The 19353-nt window shown below is 58.6% G+C and carries 18 protein-coding genes, 1 tRNA gene and 2 pseudogenes; 10 read left to right on the forward strand and 11 right to left on the reverse strand.

All coding sequences use genetic code 11. The features are described from left to right. Positions 1 to 285 (reverse strand): annotated as a pseudogene (locus C4S63_RS16895) (transposase); the annotation flags it as partial. Between the two features lie 81 nt (positions 286 to 366). Here C4S63_RS16895 and C4S63_RS16900 point away from each other — a divergent pair. After that, positions 367 to 1272 (forward strand): cation transporter, encoded by a 906-nt coding sequence (locus tag C4S63_RS16900; RefSeq protein WP_042924021.1) that lies wholly within the window; start codon positions 367 to 369, stop codon positions 1270 to 1272. Between the two features lie 106 nt (positions 1273 to 1378). Here the strand turns inward: C4S63_RS16900 and C4S63_RS16905 are convergent, their stop codons facing one another. From C4S63_RS16905 to C4S63_RS17335, 6 genes are all read right to left on the reverse strand, one after another. After that, on the reverse strand, positions 1379 to 2287 hold the full coding sequence (locus C4S63_RS16905) for a cation diffusion facilitator family transporter (RefSeq protein WP_042924023.1): 909 nt from the start codon (positions 2285 to 2287) through the stop codon (positions 1379 to 1381). A gap of 153 nt (positions 2288 to 2440) precedes the next feature. Then, positions 2441 to 2590, reverse strand: a complete 150-nt coding sequence (locus C4S63_RS17415) for a DUF6316 family protein (protein ID WP_160052790.1) — start codon at positions 2588 to 2590, stop codon at positions 2441 to 2443. 80 nt (positions 2591 to 2670) lie between these two features. Next, positions 2671 to 5817, reverse strand: a complete 3147-nt coding sequence (locus C4S63_RS16910; RefSeq protein WP_044629832.1) for an efflux RND transporter permease subunit — start codon at positions 5815 to 5817, stop codon at positions 2671 to 2673. A 14-nt stretch (positions 5818 to 5831) separates the two neighbouring features. Continuing rightward, positions 5832 to 7046 carry an efflux RND transporter periplasmic adaptor subunit gene (locus tag C4S63_RS16915; RefSeq protein ID WP_009575228.1) on the reverse strand — a complete coding sequence of 405 codons (1215 nt, stop codon included), beginning with the start codon at positions 7044 to 7046 and terminating at the stop codon, positions 5832 to 5834. 23 nt (positions 7047 to 7069) lie between these two features. Beyond that, complete coding sequence (locus C4S63_RS16920; protein ID WP_227548807.1) at positions 7070 to 8341, reverse strand: TolC family protein; 1272 nt, start codon at positions 8339 to 8341, stop codon at positions 7070 to 7072. 102 nt (positions 8342 to 8443) lie between these two features. Further along, a complete protein-coding gene (locus C4S63_RS17335; RefSeq protein WP_146063404.1) occupies positions 8444 to 8791 on the reverse strand; it encodes a hypothetical protein in 348 nt (115 codons plus the stop codon). Between the two features lie 106 nt (positions 8792 to 8897). Here C4S63_RS17335 and C4S63_RS17620 point away from each other — a divergent pair. After that, positions 8898 to 9155 (forward strand): annotated as a pseudogene (locus C4S63_RS17620) (mercuric reductase); the annotation flags it as partial. Positions 9156 to 9170: 15 nt separating this feature from the next. On the opposite strand, the gene C4S63_RS16930 reads toward C4S63_RS17620, so the two are convergent. Next, a complete protein-coding gene (locus C4S63_RS16930) occupies positions 9171 to 10127 on the reverse strand; it encodes an arsenic resistance protein (protein WP_042924031.1) in 957 nt (318 codons plus the stop codon). 465 nt (positions 10128 to 10592) lie between these two features. Continuing rightward, a complete protein-coding gene (locus C4S63_RS16935) occupies positions 10593 to 11795 on the reverse strand; it encodes a helix-turn-helix transcriptional regulator (RefSeq protein WP_103918246.1) in 1203 nt (400 codons plus the stop codon). Between the two features lie 445 nt (positions 11796 to 12240). Here C4S63_RS16935 and infC point away from each other — a divergent pair, with 445 nt between their 5' ends. The 8 genes from infC to C4S63_RS16975 all read left to right on the forward strand — a co-directional run bounded on the left by infC (position 12241) and on the right by C4S63_RS16975 (position 18285). Further along, a complete protein-coding gene (infC, locus tag C4S63_RS16940) occupies positions 12241 to 12786 on the forward strand; it encodes a translation initiation factor IF-3 (RefSeq protein ID WP_369826459.1) in 546 nt (181 codons plus the stop codon). A gap of 38 nt (positions 12787 to 12824) precedes the next feature. After that, positions 12825 to 13019, forward strand: a complete 195-nt coding sequence (gene rpmI / locus C4S63_RS16945) for a 50S ribosomal protein L35 (protein ID WP_062817370.1) — start codon at positions 12825 to 12827, stop codon at positions 13017 to 13019. Between the two features lie 26 nt (positions 13020 to 13045). After that, complete coding sequence (gene rplT, locus C4S63_RS16950; RefSeq protein ID WP_062817369.1) at positions 13046 to 13405, forward strand: 50S ribosomal protein L20; 360 nt, start codon at positions 13046 to 13048, stop codon at positions 13403 to 13405. Positions 13406 to 13667: 262 nt separating this feature from the next. Then, positions 13668 to 14687: a phenylalanine--tRNA ligase subunit alpha gene (pheS, locus tag C4S63_RS16955; RefSeq protein WP_063508264.1), complete on the forward strand. Its 1020-nt coding sequence runs from the start codon at positions 13668 to 13670 to the stop codon at positions 14685 to 14687. Between the two features lie 98 nt (positions 14688 to 14785). Next, positions 14786 to 17161, forward strand: coding sequence for a phenylalanine--tRNA ligase subunit beta (gene pheT, locus C4S63_RS16960; protein ID WP_103918248.1), 2376 nt, complete (start codon positions 14786 to 14788; stop codon positions 17159 to 17161). A gap of 25 nt (positions 17162 to 17186) precedes the next feature. After that, positions 17187 to 17489, forward strand: a complete 303-nt coding sequence (ihfA, locus tag C4S63_RS16965; protein WP_062817366.1) for an integration host factor subunit alpha — start codon at positions 17187 to 17189, stop codon at positions 17487 to 17489. Continuing rightward, entirely contained in the window at positions 17470 to 17829 is a 360-nt protein-coding gene (locus C4S63_RS16970) for a MerR family transcriptional regulator (RefSeq protein WP_035249051.1), read from the forward strand. The genes ihfA and C4S63_RS16970 overlap by 20 nt, the downstream gene beginning before the upstream one ends. Before the next feature lie 379 nt (positions 17830 to 18208). After that, positions 18209 to 18285: transfer RNA gene (locus tag C4S63_RS16975), tRNA-Pro, on the forward strand. 346 nt (positions 18286 to 18631) lie between these two features. Here the strand turns inward: C4S63_RS16975 and C4S63_RS16980 are convergent. Further along, positions 18632 to 19021, reverse strand: a complete 390-nt coding sequence (locus C4S63_RS16980) for a hypothetical protein (RefSeq protein WP_103918249.1) — start codon at positions 19019 to 19021, stop codon at positions 18632 to 18634. Between the two features lie 39 nt (positions 19022 to 19060). Further along, a partial coding sequence (locus C4S63_RS16985; RefSeq protein WP_146063400.1) for an integrase core domain-containing protein occupies positions 19061 to 19353 on the reverse strand: 293 nt, incomplete at its 5' end.

The raw sequence follows: 19353 nt of genomic DNA on the forward strand, positions 1-19353 counted from the left end.
CCTTGCGCCGGGATGGCTTTACCACTTTTTTGTGAGTGCCTCCTGGACAATCTCGGCCTTGAGGCGCTCCTCGGCATACATTTTCTTGAGCCTGCGGTTCTCGTCCTCAAGCTCCTTCAGGCGAGCCATCAAGGACGCGTCCATACCGCCGTACTTGGCGCGCCACTTGTAGAAGCTGGCGCTGCTCATGCCATGCTCCCGGCACAGCTCGGGAACAGGGACGCCATTCTCCGCTTGCTTGAGGATCGCCAGGATCTGGCTGTCCGAAAATCGTGACTTCTTCATGCAGAATCTCCTTCGTGCTAGGTTACGAGAAAATTCTACTTTTGAGCAGGGCTAAATTTCGGGGTGATTACCCTTTTTTCGATGTCTGACCCGTGTAATGACAACTGCCAGAGCAACAAGATTGCCAGTGCCCCCACTTCTGGGATAGCGAATACTGATACGGCTTTTCAACATGGCTATGTCAGTGACTACCGGGTACCAAAAATGGACTGCCCGTCGGAAGAGGGGATGATCCGCATGGCTCTGGACAGTATTGAGCCCCGGGTTTTACTGGAGTTCGATACACCGAATCGGAAGGTGCGGGTATTCCATGGCGACAATGGGGCTGCCATCGAGGAGAGGATGCGTTCCCTGGGGCTGGGTGCCACGCTCGAAAAAACCACCCCGGCGGGGGAAGAGGATTTAGTCCTGGCCAGGGAGAAGGAAGAGGCAACCGCCCAGGTCGAAGCCGGTATACTGAAGTGGTTGCTGGCCATCAACGGCGTTATGTTCGTGGTTGAACTGACGGTAGGCTGGCTGGCGCAATCCACTGGCTTGATAGCGGATTCTTTGGACATGTTTGCTGATGCCGCGGTCTATGGCGTCGCCCTCTATGCGGTGGCGAACAGCCTTCGCACCAAGCTGCGCGCGGCGCATTTGTCAGGCTGGCTGCAGTTGATTCTGGCGCTGGGAGTCCTGGCTGAAGTCGGGCGGCGATTTGTTTTCGGCAGCGAACCCGTATCCGCGTTAATGATGGGTTTTGGTCTTGTGGCCCTGGCGGCCAACGTCTGGTGTCTGGTGCTTATCGCAAGAAACCGGCACGGCGGCGCACACATGAAAGCAAGTTGGATCTTTTCCGCTAACGATGTCATCGCCAATGTGGGCGTTATCGTCGCCGGTGTATTGGTCGCCTGGACGGGTTCCCGTTATCCCGACCTGGTTATTGGTCTGATCATCGGGCTGATTGTGCTGAATGGCGCCCGGCGAATTCTGCAACTGCGCTATTAGTCTCTGGTCCTTTCTCGCTGCTCGGATTCATGCCGGCAAAATTCCGCGCCTGGGCGGCCTATTAAAATAGTCGCCGCTCTCGCCGATGCTTATGGAGAATTTTCTGTCAACCGTGCCCATAGGTGTGGGCATCCTTGTGCATGTGGTCCGGGTGCTCGAATTCCAGTGTTGAATGACGTATGTTGAATTCCTGCGCCAGAGCCTGTTTTATCCTGTATTTGATATTCTCAAGCTGATCCCATGCACTTTCCTCGATAATCACATGGGCCTCCAGCGAGGCATCGTGTTCGCCCATCTGCCAAAAATGCACATGGTGAAGGTCGATAACGCCTTCGATGTTGGAGAGGGCAACAATGACGGCATCGGTATCGATGTCCACCGGGCTACCCAGCATGAGTGTTCTGATGGTGCCGCCGATTTCTGTCAGGCCCAGGTAGAGAATATAGCCCGCGATACCGATGGTGATGGCAGGATCAACCCAGCGCATGTCGTAGAGCAAAATAAGAGTCCCGCCAATGACCACGGCGACCGACGCGAGTGCATCCGACAGATTGTGAAGAAACAGTGCACGGATATTGACGCTGTCTTTCTGCATCGAATAGGTGAGCAACGCTGTCAAGGCGTCCACAGCCAGAGCGATACCACCAAGCCAGACGACCCACCAGCCCTTTACCTCTGGAGGATCGATTATCCGCATGCCACCTTCGTAAACCAGGTAGATCCCGATAATGATCAAGGTAGTGTAGTTGATGAGAGCTGCAACGATTTCAATGCGTCCGTAGCCAAAGGTCATCCTTGCGTCAGCCTGGCGGCGCGCAATTTTTTGCGCCGCGAACGCGATGACGAGTGAGGCCATGTCAGAGAAGTTATGCAAGGCGTCCGCGATAAGGGCGAGACTGCCGGCAAAGATACCTCCCCCAATCTGAGCCAGGGTCAGGATCCCGTTCGCCCAGATGGCGATGGCAACGCGTTTATCCTTGGTCTCGGGGGGTATATGCACATGGTCGTGACTCATTGGGTTAACCTAGTTGGTGGCTATTTATAAAGAGGCATCTGCTGTATTCAGCTTACTCTGTGCCTGGTCGCCTGTACCTTGGCGACTTTGTGGATTTTGGGCCATTGGCTACTCATCCTTTTTGACAGTTTTCAGGAGTTCCGCAAGGCTGTCTTAGGCCGCTTTTTTGTTCGGGAATGGCCCGATATTTTGACCTTCACGGGTTAAAAAATACCAGTCACTGTTGATGGCGTGGATGCGATGTGTTCGAAAGGGTGAGGCTTCTTTCAAGTCATCTATTCGTTGCTTGGGTGGATCGTTCATAGTCTTTCCAGGATATAAACCGCAATAAAAGAACATTGAAAAAATCATGGGGAGATTCCCCCCCCACGATGGAGTGTTGGTTAACTATCAGTGTCGTGATTAATGTCGCCTGTGGGCGTGGAGTTACTGGCACTTCTGCCATGCAACAGCGCATAGAGCACAGGGAGTACAAACAACGTCAACAGGGTGGACGAGATAATCCCGCCGATCACCACGGTCGCCAGAGGACGCTGTACTTCGGCACCGGTGCCGGTATTGAGTGCCATGGGTACAAAGCCGAGGCTTGCTACCAGGGCGGTCATCAATACCGGCCGTAAGCGGATCAGGGCGCCTTCGACAATGGCCTTCATCAGGTCACCCTGCTCGTGCCACAGATCGCGGATAAAGGCGATCATCACCAAGCCGTTTAACACCGCCACCCCGGAGAGGGCGATAAAGCCAACACCCGCCGAGATCGACAGGGGCATGTCTCGCAGCCACAGGGACAGAACCCCGCCGGTGAGGGCCAGTGGCACGCCGGTGAAGATGATCAAGGCATCTTTGAGGGAGCCGAAGGCCATCACCAAGAGTGCGAGGATGATGGCGAGGGTCACGGGCACCACGATGGCAAGCCGCTGACTGGCGGACTGCAGTTGCTCGAAGGTCCCGCCGTAATCCAGCCAGTATCCGGCGGGTAGGTCCACGTCGTCCGCAATGCGCGCCTGTGCTTCCTCGACAAATCCGCCCAGGTCGCGGTCCCGCACGTTGGCGGTGACCACCACCCGACGCTTGCCGTTTTCCCGGCTGATCTGGTTGGGCGCCGGAGCCAGCTCCAGCTCGGCCACTTCCGACAGGGGCACATAGCCACCGTCCGGCAGGGGGACAGGTAGGTCCGCGAGGCTGTCCACATCCCGGCGGATGTCTTCGGGAAGACGCACCACCAACTGGAAGCGGCGGTCGCCTTCGTAAATCAGGCCGGCGTTTTCGCCCCCGACACCGGCTGCCACCAGATCCTGGAGATCATCCACGGTCAGCCCGTAGCGGGATAGCGCCATGCGCTTGGGGTGTACCGACAGCATGGGCAGGCCGGTCACCTGTTCGACCCGGGCATCGGCGGCGCCCTCCATGGATTCCACAACCTCAAGGACGTCGTTGGCCGATGCCAGCAGCTGATCCAGGTCATCGCCGAACACCTTGATGCCGAGGTCGGCGCGCACGCCGGAGATCAGTTCGTTGAAGCGCATTTCTATGGGCTGGGTGAACTCATACTTGTTGCCGGGAAGCATTTCCACCGCTGCTGCCATTTCCGCCACCAGTTCATCCTTGGTTTTGTCTGGGTTCGGCCATTGGCTGCGGGGCTTCAAGATAACAAAGTTGTCCGCTACGCTGGGGGGCATGGGGTCGGTGGCCACTTCCGGCGTGCCGATCTTGGCGAACACCTTGTCCACCTCCCCAAAGGCCTTCAGCCGTTCTTCCAGCTGCGATTGCATCTCGATGGACTGCTCCAACCCGGTGCCCGGGATGCGCAGGGCATGGAGTGCAATATCCCCTTCATCCAGTTGTGGAATAAATTCCGACCCCAGGGTGGTCGCCAGCCAGAGACAGACCGCTACCAGCGTGGTCGCGCCGCCCAACACCAGCCAGCGGAACCTCATAGCCACCCGCAGCGCAGGCCTGTAGAGCGATTTAGCACCGCTGATTACCGGGCTTTCCTTTTCGCTGATCTTGCCCCCCATAAAGACCGCAACAGCGGCGGGCACCACGGTCAGTGACAGCACCATGGCCGCCAGCAGTGCCATTACGACAGTGGCCGCCATGGGGTGGAACATCTTGCCCTCGACCCCGGTGAGAGCAAAGATCGGCAGGTACACCACAGTAATGATGGCGACACCAAACAGGCTGGGACGAATCACTTCGTTGGTGGCCTCGAACACCAATTGCAGACGTTCCTTGAGGGCCAACTGACCCTGGTGCTGGGCCTGGGACAGGCGCCGGATACAGTTCTCGACGATGATGACCGCGCCGTCGACGATCAGGCCGAAATCCAGCGCCCCCAGACTCATCAAATTGGCGGATACGCCAGACCGCACCATACCGGTGATGGTGGCGAGCATCGAAAGCGGAATGACAGCTGCCGTGATCAAGGCGGCGCGCAGGTTGCCCAGCAACAGAAACAGCACCACGATCACCAGCAGTGCCCCTTCAAGCAGGTTCTTCTCCACCGTGGCAATCGCCTTGTCCACCAGGGCTGTGCGGTCGTATACCGCCTCCACCTTGACGCCGTCGGGCAGGGAGGGCTGAATGGCCTCCAGCTTTTCGGCCACCGCCTGTGCTACCGCCCGGGAATTTTCCCCCACCAGCATCATGGCGGTGCCCATCACCGTTTCCTTGCCGTCGCGGGTGGCGGCGCCGGTGCGCAGCTCCTTGCCAATGGCCACTTCAGCTACATCGGCTACCCGGACTGGCACACCATCCCGGTTGGCAATCACCACCTGTTCAATATCGCCAATGGTGGCCAGCTGCCCGGGCGAGCGCACCAACAGCTGTTGGCCGTTGCGTTCGATATAGCCGGCGCCGCGATTGGTGTTATTGGCCCGCAGGGTGCTGACCAGTTCATCCACCGTGATGCCGAACTCCAGCAACCGTTGGGGCGACGGCGTGACGTGGTACTGCTTGTCGTAGCCGCCAATGGTGTTGACCTCGATCACGCCGGGCACCTGGGCCAACTGGGGTTTGATGATCCAGTCCTGGATCTCACGCAGTGCCGTAGCGTCCAGCGGACTGCCATCCGCTTGAGTGGCACCGGGCAGGGCTTCTACGGTGTACATGAAGATCTCGCCAAGACCGGTGGCGATGGGACCCATCTCCGGCTCCAGCCCGGGTGGCAGCGCGCTCTTGATGGCGCCCAAGCGCTCATTGATCAGGTTGCGGGCGAAATAGATGTCCGTGCCTTCCTCGAACACCACCGTGACCTGGGACAGGCCGTAGCGGGACAGGGACCGGGTATAGGACAGGTTGGGCAGGCCGTACAAGGCCGTTTCCACCGGGAAGGTGATGCGTTGCTCTGCCTCCAGGGGCGAATAGCCCGGTGCCTCGGTGTTGATCTGTACCTGGACATTGGTGATATCCGGCACCGCGTCGATGGGCAGGCGCTGAAAACTCCACACGCCCACGCCGACCAGCACCAGAATAAGGGATAACGTTAAAAACCGCCGCTCTACCGAGAAGCGTAAGATGGCGTTTATCATCAAAGCCTCCTGGGTTAGTGGTCGTGGGATGCGCCGGATTTTTCGATATCGGCCTTGATCAAATAACTGTTTTCCACCACATAGCGATCGCCTGCTTGCAGGCCGCCCAGCACCTCAGTCAGGTTGCCGTCGCTGCGGCCCAGCTCCAGTGGGCGGATCTCGTAGGTGTCATCCACCTGAATAAACACCACGGTCCAGTCCCGGAAGGATTGCAGGGCGCGGTTGTCAACCACCAAGGGGGCCTCCACCGTTTCCACCACGATATCCCCGGCCACCAGCAAACCGGGGGTCAGCAGTCCCTCGGCATTGTCGACTTCGACCCGGGCCAGGGTGTAGGGCGCGTTGCCGGGTGCCGGCAGCAGGTGGCGGATGGTGCCTTCCCGGTCAATGCCGTCAGCCTTCAGTCGGACTTTCTGGCCAATGGCAACCTCGGCCCGTTGGCCGGGGAAGACCTTGAATTCCGCCCACAGAGTGGTCAAATCGGCAATGGCGAATAGGGGTTGCTCCCCGGTCATTTCTCCGTTGCTGATCCGACGCTCAATGACGATCCCGTCGATGGGCGCTCGCAGTGCGTAGGTTTGCAGGCTTTCGTTGGACTCGACTTGAGCGAGCACGTCACCACGCTCGACCCGATCGCCCAGATTGACCTTCACCTGGCTGACCACGCCCGGGAAACGGGCGCGGATCCGGGCAATCTGCTGCGGTGCCGTGGTCAGGCTGCCGTAGGTGGTGAGGCTGCGCTCGATGGCACTCGGCCCGGCTGCGGCCGTTGTGATACCCGCTTTTCGGGCGATAGCCGGGGCGATCCGGGTGCGACCTTCGTGGGATTCCCAGTGCCAGCGGTAGTTCTTGCCGTCCATGGCGAGGCTCACTTCTACGTCGAAGGAGTGGGGTTCGGTCACCACGCCATCCCCCAGCCAGTAGTCCCCCTGGTAGGCGAAGTCGAAGGTGTCCACTTGCCCACCCAGGCGGGTGAGCTGGACATTGAGGTCAATATCATCAGTAACGGCGCGGCCATCCCTGGTGACCCAGGCCCGGTATTCCGGTGGGACCCCCTGCTCGAAGATCTGCAGTTCGACGGTGGCGTCGTTCTGTTGCAGCAGTATGCCGCCGTGAGGCCCCCTGGCCTCTGCCTGCGATTCGTCGTGTTGTTCCTCGGCAGCTTGTAAGGGGCTGATGGCAAGGCAGGTGGCCACCAGAATCAGACAGAGTTGTTTTATCAGTTGCATGGTGTGAATCCTGAATTTGTGGGTTAGCGCGTCGGGGCGCCCGGAACAGTCGCGAGTGGCTGCGCCGTAAGTTGTTCGATCAACGCCTGGTTGAGCAGCGCCGTGGTGGCGGCGTCGACCAGTGCCTCCCGTGCTGAGAGCAGCTCCCGCTGTGCGGCGGTCCACTCCACATAGCTGTAGCGGCCGTTTTCATAGGCTTCGCGGGTCTGAGTGAGTGCCTCGGTCAGGTCGGGAAGCATTTGGCTGCGAATCTGCTCAACAGTCTCGATGCTTTGTTGCCGCAAGTGGTAGGCGTCGAACAGGCGCGAATGGAGGCGCAGCAGGGTATCCTCCCGGCGGAATCGGACCTCATCCCGCGCCGCCAGGGCGGCCTGCACCTCGCCGCGATTGCGCCGTCCGGAAAAGAGCGGTACCGAGAGCCCAGCGGTCAAGGCCGTATCATCCGTCTCTTCGAAGCGCCGGATGCCGACCTGCCAACGGATGTCGCTCTCGGACTGGCTGCGCGCCAGCTGAATTTCCGCTTCGCGGATACGCTGTTCGCTGGCGTAGATTTGAATGGCCGGGCTGTCGCTGACCCGCTGGTACAGAGCAACGAAGTTGTCGGAGGAACCGAACTGGAACAGGTCGCCTTCCAGCATTTGAAAGTCCGGGCTGGTATCACCCCACAGGGAAGCCAGAGCCATTTTCCGGCTCTCGTAGGCGGCTCGCAGATGGGACTGCTCAATACGACTCTGGGTGAGCGCGGCCCTGGCGCGCAGGACTTCGGCCTGGGGCGCCGCGCCGCGGTCGGCGCGACGGGTGACGATCTCGTGGGTGGCCTCGGCCAGCGCCACGGCTTCAGCGGCGAGTTGGAGTTTTTCCTGCAGGGCCAGGGTGGCGACAAAGCGCTGGGTCACCTGTCCGAGCACATCCAGGGTCTCGGCCCGGCGCTCGGCCTCGACGCGCCCGTATCGTGAGTCAACCACGCTGACGCGGGCCTGACGCTTGCCGCCAAGTTCGAGAACCGATGACAGGGATAGGGTGTACTCTGCCCCGTCAACTCCTCGCAGATTGTCGCTGCCGAGGAAGTTTTCCACTTCCAGGCCGGCCTCCAGGGCAGGATTTTGATCTGCCGTAATGCGGCGGCCATCAAGGCCCTGAAGGCGAAAATCGAAGACCTGGAGGCCGGGGTTTTGCGCCATGGTCCGCGAGAGGGCCTCGGACAGAGTGAGCGGTTTCTCCCCGGCGTGTGCCAGGGCAGCACCGAATGCCAGCGCTAGAAGGGAAAAGGCATGGATAATAGAGTGGGACGGCATTGCGCGCCGCCCAGTTTTCATGGGCATTCTGAAAAGCATGAGGCTGCTCCTACGAAAGTCTAAATGACAGTTGTTCCCCGGGTGGGGAAGGTATTCGCACGGTCAGGAAATGGGAGGGCGGAAAAGGGAGGATTGAACCCCGGTGGTGAAGTTGGCTTGGTAGTCGGACTGTACTATTCCCGCAGCCAAGCCGGAAATGTCTGTGAGGGTTCCCAGCAACACCATGTGAAAGCAGCTGTGGCTGTGATGGCCATGGTCCGCTGAATGACTGGGGCTGTCGGGAGACGACTTGGTTGCCTGATTTTCGCTGGAAAAATCCGCTGATTCGTGTGAATGCTCATCATAATGTGGCATTGCGGGGTTGTGCGGTTGTGCTTCATAGGCAATAGACGCCACTGACTGCAAAGCAATCAACAGCGTCATTGCGACTATGAAACAGCGTTTAATCATGCAAGTGGTCCCGGAATTTGATCGTGAGGCTAGCAGAAAGGCAACCACATAGAAAGGACTGGACTCCCATGGCGTTACGTGTGTCCGTAGTGCGCTGCCCTGAGTGGCGGGCGATTGCACCGACCAACCGCAGTTCGTCTATGTGGCTGCCGCCGGGGGCAGCCGGGCCGGGATCAATATGGCCGGCGGCGACGCTATGCTCGATCTTCGCGCCATGCCGGCGGTCATGGCGATGCGGGCCAATATGACCGTGCAGGAATTGGCTGAAGAGCTGTTTCCCTACCTGACCATGGTGGAAGGGCTCAAGCTCTGCGCCCAGACTTTTACCAAGGACGTGACTCAATTGTCCTGTTGCGCCGGGTAAGGCTGCGTTCCCGGCTCAGTCGGCATTCCTGATCAGGCGCGGCAGCCAACGCAGATACGCCACCATGCCAAACAACTCGACCAGGGATTGGAAGACGATGACAACGATGGCGGCACGCCAGGGCTCCGGCAGTGACAGCGCCAGCGGCAGCATGACGAAGGAGTTGCGGGTACCAAAGCTGAAGGTGAGGGTGCGGCCGATAGTGGGCGTGAACCCGAATAGCTCACTGAGCCCCTTGCCGATGGTAGCGGCGGCAACCAGATAAAGTACAAAAACCACAAGCGCCGACCACAGCAGGGCGCCATTGTCGATCACCAGGCTGACCTGGGAGCCGGCAATTAGAAACACCACCAATGCCAGCAACGGCACGGGCAGCCACCCAAGCCAGTCCACCAGTGTTTGCGCGCGCGGGTGCTTTTCCGTCAACCGTTCGGTAATCCAGGCCAGGATCAGCGGGGTGACAATCAATCCGAAGAATGCCGGCAGCAAGTGGCTGCCAACCGCCAGTTCAATGGCGATATTGCCCATGAAGAGCCAGATATAAATGGGTAGCAAAATGAGCTGGACCAGCAGAAGGATCGGCGCGGCCGCTATGGCCCTGGCACCGTCCCCACCACCGAGATGGGTAAAACTGATAAACCAGTCCGTACAGGGCACCAGCAGTACCAGCAGTACGCCGAGACGAATAGCGGGATCATCCGGTAACAGCCACAACAGAAGACCAACGACCACCGGTATCAGGATAAAATTGCCCGTCAGCAAAGCGGCCAGAAAGCGGCGATCACGAAATGCCGACCTGAGATGTATCAGTGGTACCTGAGTGAAAGTAGTGTACAGGAGAACACCCAGGGCCGGCCAAAGCAGCGCTTCCCAATGACGAGTCTGCTCTGGTGACATCCAGCCGATGGTCATGCCGGCCAGGATGACTAGGAGATAAAGCCAGACTTGATATCGCTCCAATTGTTCGCGCATTTAAGGCTGTTCCCGCTGTTTTTTCGAGGGCACGATAGTATCATTGGGGCGCAATGAACTCCCGACACTTGCCCTGAGCATTTCGGCAGGCTTCGAGGGGGACTGAAATCTCTTTAGGTTGGGTCGGGAGAGATACGGTAAAATGGTTAGCGTCAGCGTTATACCTTTTTTCTGACAGTAGCGGGGATGGGCGTCTCCACAGGGTTGGTGGCTTTTTACCCGGTTTGGCTGGTTCTGACCCTGTTGAGAGGAGCTGTCAGTAAAAAATGAAATTATTTTTAAGGAATTTCTGAGCATGGTATTTATCATGGTGTTACCGATTATCAGTATAATAAGCCGTTGAAAATAAAAGACAAAAATGGCTTATTGATAATAGAGTGGGGAATGAATCACGTAGAATAAAAAAGGCGGCCATATGGCCGCCTTTTTTGTGGTCTTTCAGGGTCGTCGCCAGCACCGTGAAGCTCAAGAGCAAACTCGCATCAGGTGTGTAATCAGGTCGACCTGTCTGCTGAAGCTGTTCTTCTGCAGCAGTGATTTTATGTTGGTGCGAATGGTGCTGATGGCCAATTCCATTTGCTCGGCAGTTTCTGCGGTATTGGCCCCCTTGAGCAGGCACAGGCAGACGCGGGCCTCGGCTTCGGTGGCGCTGATGACCTTGCGGATTTCGGCAATGCTGGGGGTGCGGCAGACATTGGGGTCGAAAATTTCCACCAGGACATTGCTGTTGTTGCTTTCTCGGTTGTGTACCGGGGTGATGGAGATCCGCAGGGGCAGGGCGCTGGTTTGCAGGTAAAGGGTGTCGCTGTCGTCCAGGGCGCCGGTCTTGCCGGTAATGAACAGCATCAGCTGGGTGTAGAAATCCTTGCCAAACTGTTGATCCCTGAACGCGATTTCCCGGTTGTCCCGATTGATGGTGAATACCCTGTAGCGTTTGCCGATCTCCACAAAGGCCGGGCTGGCACTGACCAGGAGAGAAACCGGCGAAAAGACGGCGACGGGCTGTTTCAATACGGCGATGCTGCTTTGCAGGTCCTTGAAGCTCTGCTCCGAGCGGTGCAGTCGCTCATACAAATCGAGGGCTATTTCAGCGTGTTTTTTCAGCCGCGAAAGCATGGCCATTTCTGTCTTGCTGAATACCCGGCTGTCTTTGTGGCGGTTGAATACCAGTACCACGTGTTGCTGGTATTTGTTGGTGAACGCAATGGTAGCACTGTCGATAATGCCGGCGGCGCGTATCCAGGTCCGGGAGAAGGTGGACATATCTGCGAGAAAGTCGCTCTCCGGGTCGCCATCGGCGTAGCTGAACAGGGCGTTGGGGCCCGTTTCCAGTGCCCGGGCAATCGCCTTGTCCTTGAACACCAGGCCGGTCTTGAGCATCAGGGGGACGACGCCGGGGGGATAGCCCACGGCCCAGCCATAAAGTCCTTTCAGGTGCGGCTCTTTCTGTATCACGGCCAGGCAACAGCTGACCAGGTCAAAGGTGTCGCGGATGTTGCGCAGAAAGAGGTCGAAGCCGTCCTTGTGTTCAACACAGCTGTAAAGACTGGTGACCAGACTATCCAGAATATCTGCCTGGGTGTCGTCCGGTTCGAGCTGTTCGGCACTGGGTTGGCCGTTTTCTGCCCGCGCCAGATGAGTAAGTTGGCTTCGATCGGCTGCTGACATTCCCTTGTACCTTCCCCCGGGCAGAGCTTATTGCCCATGAAATTGTTAACTGGTTCAAATATAGCGAATAGGGGGAGGCCGATCCAATGACCCCTGGAGTGGGTGGCGTGGTGCTGGCGGCCCATTTTGGGGCGGGCGGCGCGGCAATGAGCGTCCATGGGAAATGCCGTGCCACAGGGCGTTCGGCAGGATTCACTGCTTGAAAAGTGTCCAGATTTGCTTAAAATACGCTCCCTTGCCGGAATTCAGGCCCTGTTTGTACAGTTGCCTGGAGTGAGAGCAGTCTCTCAGCCGGCCAGAATTCATTCCGTTTCAGTCAGTTGCGCACGCCGGCCGCTGGGGTCGGGGTTGTTGTGCCCGTTGTGGTGGCATACAATGCGCGCCTATTTACTGAGGCGGTGAGGCATCCTGCCTCGTTTTCGATAACAGATTGGAGGTTCACGACATTAAGCGTGGAGGCAAAGGCCGCGAGCAGCGCGCCAATATAAATCAGCAAATCCAGGCAACCGATGTTCGGTTGATTGATGTAGACGGTGAGCAGGTCGGTATCGTGACCCTGCAGGAAGCGCTGGAGAAAGCCACCGCAAAACAGCTGGATCTGGTGGAAATCTCCCCTGGTGCGGAACCGCCGGTTTGCCGAATCATGGATTATGGCAAACACCTGTTTGAAGCCAAACAGAAGGCCAAGGAAGGGCGCAAGAAACAGCGTCAGACCCAGGTCAAGGAAATCAAATTCCGTCCCGGCACCGACATTGGTGACTATGAGGTGAAACTGCGTAACCTCATTCGTTTCCTTGAGGCCGGCGACAAAGCGAAAATCACCGTCCGTTTCCGCGGCCGGGAGATGGCTCACCAGGAACTGGGCCGGGAGCTTCTCGCGCGTGTCGAGAAGGACCTGGAAGAATACGGTTCCGTTGAGCAACGTCCGAACATGGAAGGGCGCCAGATGATCATGGTGCTCAGCCCGGGCAAAAAGAAGAAGCAGTCCTGATCGACTGTTTAATTAATTCACCAACTTGAGAAGGTACCATGCCTAAAATCAAGACAAATCGTGGGGCTGCCAAGCGTTTCAAGAAAACCGCCTCCGGTTTCAAGCGCAAGCAGGCATTCAAAAACCACATCCTGACCAAGAAGTCTTCCAAGACTATCCGTCAGCTGCGTCCGAAAACCGAGGTACATGATTCTGATGTAGCTCTGGTTAAACGCATGATGCCCTACGCATAACTGATACGGTTTTTGGAGACTGAAAAATGGCACGAGTAAAGCGTGGTGTGCAGGCCCGTCGCCGGCACAAGAAGATTCTCAAGCAGGCTAAAGGCTACTACGGTGCCCGCAGCCGTGTATTCCGTGTAGCGGTTCAGGCCGTTACCAAAGCCGGTCAGTACGCATACCGCGACCGTAAGGTTCGCAAGCGTCAGTTCCGTCGTCTGTGGATTGTTCGTATCAACGCCGCTGCGCGTCTGAACGGCCTGTCCTACAGCCGCATGATCGATGGTCTGAAAAAAGCGTCCATCGAAGTTGACCGTAAAGTACTGGCGGACATCGCTGTCCGCGATCAGGCAACCTTTAGCGCTTTGGCCGAAAAAGCCAAAGCGAGTCTCACCGCCTGATTACTGTTTCGTCCTAGACAAAACAGCATACTCAACGGGGGAAGAGCTCGCGCTCTTCCCCCGTTTTTGTTTGAAAAAAGACCAGAGGCAAGCGACAAGCTGCAAGCTGCAACACGATTCCTCCATGCAGCCACACGAAAACGCTTTCCCCGCGCTGCACTGTATCGGCGCGGCTCAAGTGGTAGTCGGTTGGCAGGGTTCTGAACCGCGTTGCAGCTTGTAGCTTGCAGCTTGCAGCTTTCTAAAGACTGCGGAGTCTTCAATGGAAAATCTCAACGCCCTGGTTGACGCTGCCCTGGCAGACGTTGAACAGGCTGGCGATATCCGGGCCCTGGACGATGTCCGGGTGAAGTACCTGGGCAAGAAAGGCGAGATCAGCGCCCTGATGAAGGGCCTTGGCAAGTTGAGCGCGGAAGAGCGCCCCCAGGCCGGTGCGGTGATCAACGAGGGCAAACAGAAAGTCCAGGATGCCATCGCCACCCGCAAGCATGCCATGGAAGAAGCGGCCCTGGCCCAGCAGCTGGCCAGTGAAACCGTGGACGTGACGCTGCCGGGCCGGGGCGAACTGCCCGGCAACCTGCACCCGGTCACCCGCATGCGTCGCCGTATTGAGGATTTCTTCCTGCGTCTGGGCTTTGATATTTCCGAAGGGCCGGAAGTGGAAGACGACTTCCACAACTTCGAAGCCCTGAATATTCCGTCCCACCACCCGGCGCGGGCCATGCATGACACCTTCTACTTCGGTGACGGCCGCCTGCTGCGTACCCACACCTCGCCGGTGCAGGTACGGGTGATGGAGCAGGGCAAACCGCCGTTCCGCATCATTGCCCCGGGCCGGGTATACCGTTGTGACTCCGACCTGACTCACACTCCCATGTTCCACCAGGTGGAAGGCCTGCTGGTGGACAAGGATGTCACCTTTGCCGATCTGCGCGGCACCGTGGCGGAATTCCTCAAGTTTGTGTTCGAAGTGGAAGACCTGCCGGTGCGTTTCCGCCCCAGCTACTTCCCGTTCACCGAGCCCAGCGCCGAAGTGGACGTGGGCTGTGTCAGCTGTGGCGGTAAAGGCTGCCGGGTGTGTTCCCACACCGGCTGGCTGGAAGTCATGGGCTGCGGCATGGTGCACCCGAAGGTGCTGGAGCACGGCGGCGTGGACGCCAGTGAATACAGCGGTTTTGCCTTTGGCATGGGCGTGGAGCGCCTCACCATGCTGCGCTACGGCGTTAACGACCTGCGGATGTTCTTCGAAAACGACACCCGCTTCCTGTCCCAGTTCGGTTAAGGCGTTTCTGTACCAAGACGCCGCCGTTGGCGCCTTGTTCACAAGGCGAATTCCCCGGCGGCCATACAGAAACTCCCATGATTTAAAGGAATTCGACAATGCGTTTTAACGAAGCCTGGTTGCGGGAATGGGTCAGCCCCGCCATCGATACCGACACCCTGGTGAAGCAACTGACCATGGCCGGCCTGGAAGTGGACGCCGTGGAACCCGCCGCCCCGGCCTTCACCGGCGTGGTGGTCGGTCAGGTGGAAAGCTGCGAGCCGCACCCGGATGCGGACAAGCTCAGCGTCTGCCAGGTCACCAATGGCATCGACACCGTGCAGGTAGTCTGCGGCGCGTCCAACGTGCGCATCGGCCTGAAAATGCCCTTCGCCCAGGTGGGCGCGGTCCTGCCCGGCGACTTCAAGATCAAGAAAGCCAAGCTGCGCGGCCAGGAATCCAACGGCATGCTCTGCGGTGCCTCCGAGCTGGGCCTGGAAGACCTCATCGATGGCCTGATGGAACTGCCCGAAGATGCCCCGGTGGGCACCGATGTCCGTGATTACCTGCAGCTCAACGATGCGGTCATCGAAGTGGACCTGACGCCCAATCGTGCCGACTGCCTGAGCGTGCGTGGCATCGCCCGGGAAGTGGGGGTGATGAACCAGAGCCCGCTGGCCAACATGAACATCGACAAGGTGGCCCCGGCCATCGACGACACCCTCACCGTGACCCTGGCGGACAGCGAAGGCTGCCCCCGTTACCTGGGCCGGGTCATCAAGGGCGTCAACGTGAACGCCGACAGCCCCCTGTGGCTGATCGAGCGCCTGCGCCGCGCCGGCCTGCGCACCATCGATCCCATCGTCGACGTGACCAACTACGTGCTGCTGGAACTGGGCCAGCCCCTGCATGCCTTCGATCTGGCCAAGCTCAACGGCGGCATCACCGTGCGCAAGGCCAGTGCCGAGGAAACACTGCTCACCCTGGACGACCAGGAGCTGACCCTGCGCGACGACACCCTGGTCATCGCCGACGACAGCGATGCCCTGGCCCTGGCCGGTGTCATGGGCGGCAAGCCGTCCTCCGTCACCAGCGACACCCGGGACATCTTCCTGGAATGCGCCTTCTTCGCGCCCCTGGCCATCGCCGGCAAGGCCCGCTCCTACGGCCTGCACACGGATTCCTCCCACCGCTTCGAGCGGGGCGTGGACCCGCAGCTGCAGAACGAGGCCATCGAACGGGCCACCGCCCTGATCCTGGAGATCGCCGGCGGCCAGCCGGGTCCGGTCAGCGAAGCGGTAGACGAGAGCAAGCTGCCGCGCCAGGCAGAAATCACCCTGCGCGCCGACCGCATCGAAGGCCTGCTGGGCATGGGTCTGCCCGCCGAGCAGGTAGAAGACATTCTCAGCCGCCTGGGCATGGAAGTGTCCACCCAGGAAAGCGGCCAGGAATGGATGGTGCTGGCTCCCAGCTGGCGCTTCGACATGGCCATCGAAGCCGATCTGATCGAGGAACTGGCGCGCATCTATGGCTATGAAAAGCTGCCCAGCCGGGTGCCGGCCGGTTCCCCCTCCGGCGAGCCGGTGGCCGAGCAAACCGTCAATCAGCGCCGCCTGGGCGATGCCCTCATCGATCGTGGTTATCTGGAAGCGATCACTTACACCTTCGTGGAGCCCGGTCTGCTCAAGCAGGTGGAGCCACGGGTAGAGCCGCTGCCGCTGCTTAACCCCATCTCCACGGACCTGGGCGTCATGCGCACCACCTTGCTGGCCGGCCTGTTCAGCACTGCCCGCCACAACCTGAACCGGCAGGCCGACCGCCTGCGCCTGTTCGAAACCGGCCTGCGCTTCGTACCGACCGAGCAGGGGCTGGAACAGACTCCCATGATCGCCGGCCTGCTCTACGGCAGCGCCCAGCCGCAGAACTGGGAAGGCAAGCGTCCGGTGGACTTCTTTGACCTGAAAGGGGACGTGGAAGCGCTACTGACCCTGTCCGACGCCGACGCCTTCCGCTTCGAGCCTGGCGAGCATCCGGCCCTGCACCCGGGCCAGACCGCCGCCCTCAAGCGCGATGGCGAGGTGGTAGGCTACCTGGGTCGCATCCACCCGCGCCTGGCCGCCGATCTGGACCTGCCGACCCAGCTGTACGCCTTTGAACTGGCCCTGGCCCCCCTGCAGCAGGGCGTGTTGCCGGCATTTGCCGGAGTCTCCGACCAGCCGCGCATGCGTCGCGATCTGGCCTTTGTCGTGGAAGACAACGTGCCCGCCGGCGAGCTGGTGGCGGCGGTCCGCAATGCCTGTGACGAACGTCTCACAGGGGTTCGGATTTTTGATATATATCAAGGTGATAGCATCGGTGAAAATCGTAAAAGCCTTGCTTTGGGCTTGACCTTCCAGGACCGTTCGCGCACTCTTAAGGATGAAGAGGTAAACGACCTGGTGGATGCCGTAGTATCCCAGTTAAAACAACAGTTTAACGCCGCCTTAAGGGGCTGATTAAGGAAGGGTTAGGGAGCTATTGATGGGAGCGCTGACCAAAGCGGACATGGCCGAGCGTTTGTTCGAAGAGCTTGGCCTGAACAAACGTGAAGCGAAAGAAATGGTGGAGATGTTCTTCGAAGAAATCCGCCATTCGCTGGAAAACAACGTGCCTGTCAAACTCTCCGGCTTCGGCAATTTCGATCTCAGGGACAAGAGTGAACGGCCAGGGCGCAACCCGAAAACCGGTGAGGAAATTCCCATCACCGCCCGCCGGGTTGTCACCTTCCGTCCAGGACAAAAATTAAAACAACGGGTTGAGGCCTATGCTGGAACCAAGTCATAACGACGAATTGCCGGCGATTCCAGGGAAACGTTATTTCACCATCGGTGAAGTCAGCGACCTGTGTGACGTAAAGCCCCACGTGCTGCGCTACTGGGAGCAGGAATTCCCCCAGCTCAAGCCGGTCAAGCGCCGTGGCAACCGTCGCTACTATCAGCGCCAGGACGTGCTGATGATCCGCCAGATCCGCAGCCTGCTGTACGATCAGGGCTTCACTATCGGTGGTGCCCGCCAGCAGCTCACCGGCGGCGCCAACGCCGAACAGGCCACCCAGTACCACCAGCTCATCAAGCAGATGATCGTGGAGATGGAAGAGGTCCTCGACGTCCTCAAAGCCTCCTAAGCCCCATTCCCGTTGGAGCCTTGCTTGCAAGGCGAAAAAAGCCCCGGCAGCCAAGCTCCCGGGGCTTTTTCATGCCCGCGAGTCCCCGTTGGAGCCCATGCTCGCATGGCGAAGAGCCCGCAGCCCTTCCACCGGGCCCACCAGAAAAGACCCTATTACCCAAACACATAGCCACCGCTCATCCCGCACTCCGACGCTAATGGACGCGGGCCGAGGGCACTCAGTCGGCACGGCATAAGCCCGCGTTGTAGCTTGCAGCTTGAAGCTTGTCCCCTCCATCGCTCAAACCCTGACCAAACAGCACTTTACCGGTTCCATCCCCCCACCAAATCCGCTATGATTGCCGCCGCTTTGGTAGCTCTGCCTGCCAAGCACATCTCGGGGCGTAGCGCAGCCTGGTAGCGCACTTGCATGGGGTGCAAGGGGTCGGAGGTTCGAATCCTCCCGTCCCGACCAAATTAAGGTCGGAAAAACAAAGAGATAGGCCAGTCATGGATGACTGGCCTTTTTGGTTTTTAGGCGTCGCTTATGCTTTTCTGTGTTTCGTCACCGTTCCGTCACCGTTTCTCAATAGCTAATCCCTGTGGCTGGCCTGTCTCCTTTACTTTACGCGCCACTGACCTTTAGTTTTCCCTGATTGGTCAGGCGGTCCGTTTACAAAGGCCTGGCGCGTATTGGATGCCCGGCAAGATGGCTGAAGCTGTGCCGGATCACTCTAGAAAAGGGGTTGAGGGTACTCCATAGCTATGAGGCTGGGTGACGCTTGTAGTTGCAGCGTTGGGTGGATCACTTGGAGGTGGTGTCAGGGCGCTGAGTAGTTAGAAGTGCGAGACGCGTCAATTCGAGCATCCTCAAGGTGTCTTGCTGCCAGCTTTTTGGCTTGAGAGTCCAGGTCGTCCCTTTTGTTCGCATCGAGTTGTATGGGGTCCTGCAATCCCTGCCTTTCTAATTCCTGCCTTACAAGGTCTTTCTCTACTAGCTTTCTTATAAGTTCTTCATATTGCTTGAGAATGCCCGCATGCCTCGTATTTTCTTTCCGCAGGCGACCTAGCTCTTTGGTTTTTCTGTCCTCTACCAGTGAATTGCGCGTTTTTCTGGCGCCTTCGAGTCTTTGTTGATGCTCATTTCTCAGTTTCTCGATATGTGTTCTATCCTGGCAAATCAGAGCTGTCAGGTGGGCGCTTTGTGACACGGTAATCACCCCATTTTTAGCATCGCCCAAAAGTAGAGCTTACGCAGCCATCAGTGGCGGCTTGCCGCCATTGGCTTTGTGGGGTCGACGGTGATTGTAAAACCATAACCACTTGGTCGCATAATCCTGAACTTCCTCCAGGCTGTCGAACAGGTGTTTGCTAAGCCAGCTGTAACGGATTGTCCGGTTTGCACGCTCGATATAGGCATTCTGCTGCGGCTTTCCGGGCTGAATATACTCTATGCGAATCTCCCGCTTCTGAGCCCAACCGACGAAATCGTGGCTGATGAACTCGGGCCCGTTATCGCAGCGAATGGCTGTCGGTTTGCCTC

This window comes from Alcanivorax sp. DSM 26293, assembly GCF_900107995.1.
In the GTDB taxonomy this organism is placed as follows: Bacteria; Pseudomonadota; Gammaproteobacteria; order Pseudomonadales; family Alcanivoracaceae; genus Alcanivorax.

Bases quoted from the DNA above. Each gene is read 5' to 3' on its own strand.
- C4S63_RS17335 (WP_146063404.1), bottom strand. From the start codon at position 8,791: ATGATTAAACGCTGTTTCATAGTCGCAATGACGCTGTTGATTGCTTTG.
- C4S63_RS16970 (WP_035249051.1), top strand. From the start codon at position 17,470: ATGCTGGAACCAAGTCATAACGACGAATTGCCGGCGATTCCAGGGAAA.
- ihfA (WP_062817366.1), top strand. From the start codon at position 17,187: ATGGGAGCGCTGACCAAAGCGGACATGGCCGAGCGTTTGTTCGAAGAG.
- pheT (WP_103918248.1), top strand. From the start codon at position 14,786: ATGCGTTTTAACGAAGCCTGGTTGCGGGAATGGGTCAGCCCCGCCATC.
- C4S63_RS17415 (WP_160052790.1), bottom strand. From the start codon at position 2,590: ATGAACGATCCACCCAAGCAACGAATAGATGACTTGAAAGAAGCCTCA.
- C4S63_RS16910 (WP_044629832.1), bottom strand. From the start codon at position 5,817: ATGATAAACGCCATCTTACGCTTCTCGGTAGAGCGGCGGTTTTTAACG.
- pheS (WP_063508264.1), top strand. From the start codon at position 13,668: ATGGAAAATCTCAACGCCCTGGTTGACGCTGCCCTGGCAGACGTTGAA.
- rpmI (WP_062817370.1), top strand. From the start codon at position 12,825: ATGCCTAAAATCAAGACAAATCGTGGGGCTGCCAAGCGTTTCAAGAAA.
- C4S63_RS16935 (WP_103918246.1), bottom strand. From the start codon at position 11,795: ATGTCAGCAGCCGATCGAAGCCAACTTACTCATCTGGCGCGGGCAGAA.
- C4S63_RS16915 (WP_009575228.1), bottom strand. From the start codon at position 7,046: ATGCAACTGATAAAACAACTCTGTCTGATTCTGGTGGCCACCTGCCTT.
- C4S63_RS16920 (WP_227548807.1), bottom strand. From the start codon at position 8,341: ATGCCGTCCCACTCTATTATCCATGCCTTTTCCCTTCTAGCGCTGGCA.
- rplT (WP_062817369.1), top strand. From the start codon at position 13,046: ATGGCACGAGTAAAGCGTGGTGTGCAGGCCCGTCGCCGGCACAAGAAG.
- C4S63_RS16905 (WP_042924023.1), bottom strand. From the start codon at position 2,287: ATGAGTCACGACCATGTGCATATACCCCCCGAGACCAAGGATAAACGC.
- C4S63_RS16930 (WP_042924031.1), bottom strand. From the start codon at position 10,127: ATGCGCGAACAATTGGAGCGATATCAAGTCTGGCTTTATCTCCTAGTC.
- C4S63_RS16900 (WP_042924021.1), top strand. From the start codon at position 367: ATGTCTGACCCGTGTAATGACAACTGCCAGAGCAACAAGATTGCCAGT.